A 6,000-nucleotide genomic window follows, 5' to 3' on the forward strand; every position below is an offset into this window, starting at 1 on the left:
ATACGCAAAAAAACCTCTTTTAATGCTCAGATTAAAAGAGGTTTTTAAATATATAAAATCGTAGTTGGACATTCTGTATATGGCCAAAATGTAGTGATGTTTTGTAGTACTCAGCCTGAGCCCATCACTTACTTAATTCTTACGCTACCATACTTAGACTTAATGGTTACTTTAGATTTGGCATTGCCTTGTCCATACTTTCCTTCGTAGTAGTTGCTATTGGTTTGCTCTATTTGCTTTCTAATCTTCATCTTTTGGCGCAAAGCTGCTTTGAGTTTACCAAATTTGGTATTCACCTCATAGTCAAACGAAGCCCCTTCGTCAAAGCGAAGTTCCATAGCACTAAACTGTCCGTCTATGTCTATTTTTTTGAAATTTTTATTTACCCGGCTTACTTCAAACCCTTTGGCATACTTCAGCTTAAGCGTACAGTTGTTGTTCAATTCACCAATTTTAAAAGTATCAAAAGAAGAACTACCCGACAGATTGTTTACCTTAGTAATGCTTACTGTGCCATATTTACTGGTAATGTCCAAATCATGAATATCTCTAATCTCCATTGTAGAGAAGCTGTTTTTTACCAATAGTTTTTTACCATTGTCTAGTTTGAGCGACCCGTAAGCTATTGTCAAGTCTCCTTGCTCTACCTGATCTATATCGGCAGAACCAAAAGCTACTTTGATTTTTTTGTCTTCTACATTGGTTATTTTGCCGGCCTTAATGCTGCCATAGGCCACATATAAGTCAAGTTCTCCGGTATAATCGCCCAAAAATACGCTGCCAAATTTATTTTTTACCTTAAGCTTTATGTTTTTAGGCATCGATATCAAATAGTTGATTTCGAAAGAACGGGCACCTTTGCGTTTCCAACGACGTGATGAACGAATGCTGGAGATAATACCCGAACGAAAGCTAATTTCATTGCCTTCTACTACATCTACCTTTAGGTTGTCTAAAATATCCTGGGCACGTTCACCGCTTGACGACCGCCCCACCATAGTTACATCTACTTTAATGGTATTGCCATTGTTGGTATTGATGTGTACCTTTCCATACTTATTGTCTATATTCAAAGCCGTGGTGTTGCTTACAGTATAAGACTTTGAGACTTTCTTAGTTTTTTCTACCTGGGCAAAAGTAGTAGCTGTGTTTAGTACTAAGAAAAGGATCAATATATTAAATGTCCATTTTTTCATTTTTCTTTCCTTTTGTCTTTTTCTTTGCTTTTTCTAAAATCTTAAGTTGTTGGTTCAGAATCTCGATACGAGTCTGTAAATTCAATATCATTGCCTCACTTACTTTATCTTTACTGGGTACACTGTACAACTCTTTTCTCAAAGCATTGTAAGTAGAGTCCAGTTCAGAAATATCCCCCTTAAATTCTTCTTTTAGTGTTACATCTTCTAAAGAATACTTATCTAATTCCTTCTTTTTTTCCGCAATCAATTCTGTGTAGTAACTTTCTGCTTCGGCAAGTTCAGGATCTAACTCTTTTAGGTTAAAATCATCTGCCAAAGTATTTTTTAATATAGTAGAGTCTTTTGTGGTAGCCAGATGGTCGTGATTAGAAGCAGGTGTTTGCTCTCCCCAAAATTTCACGCCAATAAAGCCAACTAATAGAATAACTGCCGCTACTGAGACCATTTTCCAAATAGAACGATAAGACAAAGTAATGACCTTGTCTGTATGGTCGTTGTCTAGTGCCCCTGAAACCTGTTGCCAAATTTCGGCAGGTGGTTCAAACATGTTGAATTCGCCCCTGTTTTTTGTAACAAACTGCTCTAGCAGTTCGTCTGCTGTGGTTTGATGATGGCTTGGCGACGATTGGGTTGGTTCAGTGAAAACTGGGTCACTGATTTCTTCCGCAATTTTTTGCCATACTTCCAACGATGGTTCAAATACATCAAATTCATCTTGATGCTCCATTACAAAGCCTTCAAGTTGAGCATCTTCTTGGTCGCGTTCGGTTGAGACATTGTCTAATGCTCCAGCAATGCGTTGCCAGGCTTCGGTGGGTGGCTCAAACAAATCTAAATCTGACTGGTTTTGGCTGATAAAAGTCTCTAATGTATGCATATCAGAGTCATCATCCTCTTCGTCAAGAGCTGTAGAGGCATTGTTGTCCAGCTCCCCTGCAATGCGTTGCCACATTTCAGCGGGTGGTTCAAACACCTCCAGTGCCTTACGGTGTTGGGTGATGAAGTCTTCTAATATTTTATCATTCAGACGAGTCATATCAATACATTTTCTCTAATGATACTTAACAATCGTTTTTTTGCCCGATTGTATTGTGATTTGGAGGTTGATTCTGAAATACCCAGAACTTCCGAGATTTCGCGGTGATCGTAGCCTTCCAGCAAGTACAAAGTCAGAACCACTCTAAACCCATCGGGGAGTTGTTGAATGGCGCGGTGTACCTGTTTTACCTGAAGCTTAAGCTCCATCTCATCTTCTTTAGTAGTACGGGGAGGTTCTTCACCAAAATCCATATTATCTACCGACACGAAGTCGGCTTTACGTTTTTTGACATGATTAATAGACTTATTAATCACAATTCGTTTGAGCCAGGCTCCAAAAGTAGCATCACCTTTAAATGTATCTAACTTTCGGAAAGCATCCACGAAAGCTTCTTGCAACACATCTTCTGCTTCTGCATAATCATTGGTAATGCGCATGCATATATTAAACATGGCTTTTGAGTAAAGCTTGTACAATTCATATTGTGCCTTACGGTCACCTCGCTTACAAGATTCCACCAGTTTTTGGTGTATATCAGTATATCCTTTCTTCAAGACTTTTTGCTTTAAAGCTGCTCTTTGTAGCACATCTCTTACTTTTATGGGTTCGGTGTAAAGACCCTTGTAATAGTCAAGGGTTGCATGCATTCTCCAAAAAAGCCAATTTTTTTTGAAAAACAATGCTTAATATTTCCACCTCTCAGCTAGAGCGTGTTTACAGGCTGAGCTACAAGTAATTAACTAATGTAAAACTTTGTTATCGCCAAAGGTTCAATGCTTGATTCTATGACCTTTAGTTGATATTTTAATCCAATTTAAAGAAAATTTTAGTTTTTTGATGAATGCCGTAGAGTTTCTACTTGTGTGCAACAACGCAAACAACATCTTTTGGAGGTTTTTGCTCCAGTAGTATTGTGAGGGTTTATGAATGGTTGTATTGATAAAATTTAAAGTAAATCAATATCCCCTCAAACCATTTGTCAAGGGGATATTTTAAATGTTACTTTAACACATCATGTATAGAATCATCCTTGTCAAACACGCTTTTGGCGTAAGGACACAAGGGCATCATCTTAATCCCCTTGTTACGTGCCATTTCTACCAAAGCATCCAGCAATTGGCGCCCTATATTTTTCCCCCTCAAGCTTTGATCTACCTCAGTATGGTCAATAATAATTAAATCATTGCCTGCTTTTGAGTAAGTCATGGCAGCCAAAGGCTTGGCACTGGTACCAATATATGCTTTGCCTTTGTTGTCTTCTTCGGTGATATGTACCTGGTATGTTTCCATTGAGTTGTTAGTGTTTGATTGATTATCGTTCTAAGTGTTCCCTGTCCCAGTTACCAGTATTGGCTGCCGCTTCATAGGTAGATTGTAAAAAGTCCAGCAGCGTTTTTTCAGGGTTTTCAGCAGTACGTACTGTCTCATAAGGCAAGAAAAACTCGCCCATATCCTCACTCCAAAATGCTTCCTGAGGCTTCACTTGTTGCTTGCCGTAGTTGACTGGCGAAGGGTAACTATAGGCATAAAACATAGGTTGAGGAAAATTATCGGCTCCTGGCCAAAAACCACAACTACTTACCTCTTGTGAATAGGCCTCTTGCATCACTTCTTTAGGCATGTTGGGGGCTTGCCCATGATGCAAAGGGGCTGCTCTTCCCGAAAAACGAGTCAAGGCAATATCAAACGCTCCCCAGAAAAAATGTACTGGGCTACATTTACCAACAAAATCACTCCTAAATCTGGAAAACACATTGTAGACGCTTACCGATAATTGCCAAAAGTTGACTATTTGTTGTTGGTCATAAGATTTATCCTGTACATTTTCTGTAAAGGGTGTATTGTGTTCCAGTTCGTTGGGGCGCCCGTGTATTTTTATATCAATCCCCAACCCTTGCAGTTTATCAAATAGTTCTTTGTAAAAATCAGCTACTGTCATGGGGCGTAGTGCCATCACCACATTTTGCTCAAAAGTAGAAGAGATGATCAACCGGTGGTTTTCAAAATCAAACTCTATCTCATACATGCCATTGCCATAAGGCATGCTGCCAGTGGTAAGCCCTCGCGCTGTAATGTATAAAGCAGTGTGCCAGGAATGGTTTTGCCAAGGCATACTTACCAGCCTTATTTTACCCACAATTTGGGTCCATTGATGCACAGTTTTCAACGTATCTTTCCAAGTGTTGTATTCTAAAGCAGGCCAAGGACTGCCACAAGACGAAATGTGCGTTTGTTTTGTCATTATCATAAGTGATTTTGATTATATAAATTTGGTATTTTGTATCTGTTTATGACAAAAAACAATAACTTTCCACCAGTTAACTAACCAATTGCAGTATTTTTTTGATAAAAACCAATTATTTTTTCGTATACCTGTTTTTCTATCGATAAACCCCTCTGTGGTACCCTGTTGATAGTTATGTTTACTTTATTTAAGATTGTTTACCCTACTTGTACCCCTTTTGTATACCCCGGAAAATTTGATTATTCAATTATTTTCCAGAACATTGTGTCAAGTTTATATTACACATCAATATTATATTTTATACAATGAAAAAATTGTCGTTAATCGTTTTAAGTTTTTTGCTGTTTACAGCCTGCTCAACAAACAAAGAAAATTTAACTCCTGCTACCAACACCGCTTCTATCTCTGAAGGTATGAGCGTAGAACAAGCTTTCCCAAATCAAAAAGGACAAGTTCAACAAGGATACTTAGGTATTCGTCCAGTTTCTTATCAAGTTATCAAAGGACAGTATATTGCTGAAGGTGACATCATCCTTAATAAGAAACACGTGGCTAGCACTCCTAAGAAATTAGAGGGGCTTCAAAGCGAAAGCGTGGGACGCACCTCTGGACGTTGGCCAAACAACACGGTGTATTACACCATAGACGGTAACTTGCCTAACCAATCTAGGGTAACCGATGCTATAGCCCACTGGGAAGCCAAAACAAGCCTTCGTTTTATTCAAAGAACCAACCAATCTAACTATATCACTTTCCGTGTAGGTGGTGGGTGTTCCTCACATGTGGGTATGCAAGGTGGTCGCCAATACATCAACTTGGCTTCTGGTTGCTCTACTGGTAATACTATCCACGAAATTGGTCATGCTGTAGGTTTGTGGCACGAACACACCCGTGCCGACCGTGATAGCTATATTACTGTTTATTTTGATAGAATCGAGTCAGGGTATGAGAACAACTTCCGAACTTACCAGCAGACAGGAGCTGATGGACAAGAGTACACCAATACTCTAGACTTTGGTTCGGTAATGATGTATTCTTCTTTTGGATTTTCAAACAATGGACAACCTACCATTACCAAAAAAGACGGAAGCACTTTTAATGTACAACGCAATGGCCTTTCTAGTGCCGATGTAGACGGGATCAATCAAATGTATCCTGGTACCAGCGGAAACCCTGGTACTCCAACTTACCAAAACGGACAATACTATACCATCGATGGTTTGAGAGTGTACCGTTACAACAACTTGTGGTACTACTATGGTAGCTCAGGCTGGCGTCAAGTAGTAAACATCAACGGAAGCTGGTACTATGCCTAAGCAATAAGCAAAAATCAATACCTTACCCAAAGCAAACCCCTTGAATTCATTCATTGAATAAAGGGGTTTTTCTGTTTTGAAGATTGGTAGGTTTTTGAGAGCTTGTTTAAAAATCATTAGTTAGGTCCCCGAATCAAGTTCGGCTCGCAGCTCCGAGCTTGTTCTCGGAGGACTGTAAGCTTTTACGTGCCTTTCCTGATT

At 39.2% G+C, this 6,000-nt stretch carries 6 protein-coding genes; 1 reads left to right on the forward strand and 5 read right to left on the reverse strand.

The genetic code is table 11. The annotated features are described in order from the left end of the window. Positions 1-128: 128 nt before the first annotated feature. From Q0954_RS04740 to Q0954_RS04760, 5 genes are all read right to left on the reverse strand, one after another. Positions 129-1,196, reverse strand: a complete 1,068-nt coding sequence (locus tag Q0954_RS04740) for a hypothetical protein (RefSeq protein ID WP_299454328.1) — start codon at positions 1,194-1,196, stop codon at positions 129-131. Continuing rightward, positions 1,177-2,235 (reverse strand): hypothetical protein, encoded by a 1,059-nt coding sequence (locus Q0954_RS04745; RefSeq protein WP_299454331.1) that lies wholly within the window; start codon positions 2,233-2,235, stop codon positions 1,177-1,179. The genes Q0954_RS04740 and Q0954_RS04745 overlap by 20 nt, the downstream gene beginning before the upstream one ends. Next, entirely contained in the window at positions 2,232-2,885 is a 654-nt protein-coding gene (locus Q0954_RS04750; protein WP_299454334.1) for an RNA polymerase sigma factor, read from the reverse strand. Before Q0954_RS04750 ends, Q0954_RS04745 begins: the two co-directional genes overlap by 4 nt. Before the next feature lie 352 nt (positions 2,886-3,237). Continuing rightward, positions 3,238-3,528: a GNAT family N-acetyltransferase gene (locus Q0954_RS04755; protein ID WP_299454336.1), complete on the reverse strand. Its 291-nt coding sequence runs from the start codon at positions 3,526-3,528 to the stop codon at positions 3,238-3,240. Positions 3,529-3,550: 22 nt separating this feature from the next. Continuing rightward, positions 3,551-4,480, reverse strand: a complete 930-nt coding sequence (locus Q0954_RS04760; protein WP_299454339.1) for a DUF5996 family protein — start codon at positions 4,478-4,480, stop codon at positions 3,551-3,553. Between the two features lie 308 nt (positions 4,481-4,788). Between Q0954_RS04760 and Q0954_RS04765 the strand changes: the two genes are divergently transcribed. Further along, positions 4,789-5,799: a M12 family metallopeptidase gene (locus tag Q0954_RS04765; protein ID WP_299454342.1), complete on the forward strand. Its 1,011-nt coding sequence runs from the start codon at positions 4,789-4,791 to the stop codon at positions 5,797-5,799. The last annotated feature ends 201 nt before the right edge of the window (positions 5,800-6,000 follow it).

It is taken from the genome of uncultured Microscilla sp., assembly GCF_947493425.1.
GTDB lineage: Bacteria > Bacteroidota > Bacteroidia > Cytophagales > Microscillaceae > Microscilla.

Coding starts and splice junctions, on each gene's coding strand:
- Q0954_RS04740 (WP_299454328.1), bottom strand. CDS start 1,196: ATGAAAAAATGGACATTTAATATATTGATCCTTTTCTTAGTACTAAAC.
- Q0954_RS04745 (WP_299454331.1), bottom strand. CDS start 2,235: ATGACTCGTCTGAATGATAAAATATTAGAAGACTTCATCACCCAACAC.
- Q0954_RS04750 (WP_299454334.1), bottom strand. CDS start 2,885: ATGCATGCAACCCTTGACTATTACAAGGGTCTTTACACCGAACCCATA.
- Q0954_RS04755 (WP_299454336.1), bottom strand. CDS start 3,528: ATGGAAACATACCAGGTACATATCACCGAAGAAGACAACAAAGGCAAA.
- Q0954_RS04760 (WP_299454339.1), bottom strand. CDS start 4,480: ATGACAAAACAAACGCACATTTCGTCTTGTGGCAGTCCTTGGCCTGCT.
- Q0954_RS04765 (WP_299454342.1), top strand. CDS start 4,789: ATGAAAAAATTGTCGTTAATCGTTTTAAGTTTTTTGCTGTTTACAGCC.